Origin of the sequence: Clostridium sp. OF09-36 (assembly GCF_003481985.1) — a bacterium.
In the GTDB taxonomy this organism is placed as follows: Bacteria; Bacillota; Clostridia; order Lachnospirales; family Lachnospiraceae; genus Brotaphodocola.
The window spans coordinates 1-1,189 of record NZ_QUMD01000085.1 but is presented as its reverse complement, the minus strand read 5'-3'; the positions used below and the strand labels follow the sequence as shown (position 1 = coordinate 1,189).

The window sequence follows — 1,189 nt, the reverse complement described above, 5'->3', positions numbered from 1 at the left end:
AATGGAAAAAGCAGTATGGGAGCTGTTGTTGAACAGATACAACAGACCTATGATCTTCAGGTGAGTGGGTACTACAGCCAGCTGCAGTTGGTTGAGGAATTTTTACTTCATGAAAGGGAGCTGTCTCTTGAAACGGATGTGAACAAAAGTTTCTTTGAAGCATGGGAAAAAGAATCGGAAAGTACACTTATATTCCTTCAGGAAAATGGTCAGGCAATATCAGCAGGTGGAACAAAAATGCGGATTGATATGCCAAGTAAACTTCTGCTGGACTTAAAGAACGGATACAATATTGGAAAACTGGTGCGTCTTGATTATGATCAGAAGAAAAAAGATGGTTATCTGGTTGCGATTCCATGTCAGGAATATACGATCAATGGAGAAACTTATACGGCAATTGGAACTGTGTATGATCATTCGAAACTGGATTCCATGTTAAAATTGAAAGGTTATCATGGGAAAGCATATTTGTTCATGCTGGATCATGACGGAAATATTACGTATACGAACCAGAGTGGTGATAAATACCTGCGTAATTATTCTTTGTTAAAACATTTAAAAGGGGAACAGGCTATTACAGAAGAAGAGGCTGATTTGTTCAAAAAGAAGTTTGATAACAGAGAATCTGGAGTTGCACTTTTGGGAAAACAGAACCCCTATTATCTGGGGTATTGCCCGATAGAAAGCAACAACACCATTTTGGTATGCATTGTGGCAAGGGGAGTTGTTGACAATGTGCTGACGGATTACCAGAAAACGGTGTTGTTTACAACAATACTCATGGCAGGTTTTATACTTTTACTTTTTGCCGGATTATTCTACAGTATTTCCAGACTCAGTCTTGCAGATCAAAAAGCAGAATATGAAAAAAGAAATAATGAACTTCATTTACAAACAATGAAGGAAATGGAAGTAGTCAATCAAAAACTGAAAAAGGCAAAGAACGTTGCAACAGAGGCTTTACAGACAGCTGAAAATGCAAATAAGGCGAAAACGGATTTCCTGTCTAATATGTCACATGATATTCGTACACCCATGAATGCAATCATTGGTATTACGTCTTTGATCAGACATGATGCAGGTAATAAAGCAAAAGTTATAGAGTATGCAGATAAAATAGATATTTCATCACGGCATCTGTTAGGAATCATTAATGATGTTTTGGATATGAGTAAGATTGAAGCAGGAA

Annotated in this window: 1 protein-coding gene; it reads left to right on the top strand. The window is 37.3% G+C overall.

Annotated features, from left to right (window positions below; translation table 11 throughout):
• Window positions 1-15: 15 nt before the first annotated feature.
• The coding region (locus DXA97_RS19760) for a histidine kinase dimerization/phospho-acceptor domain-containing protein (protein ID WP_279221207.1) at window positions 16-1,189 on the top strand (1,174 nt) is incomplete at its 3' end.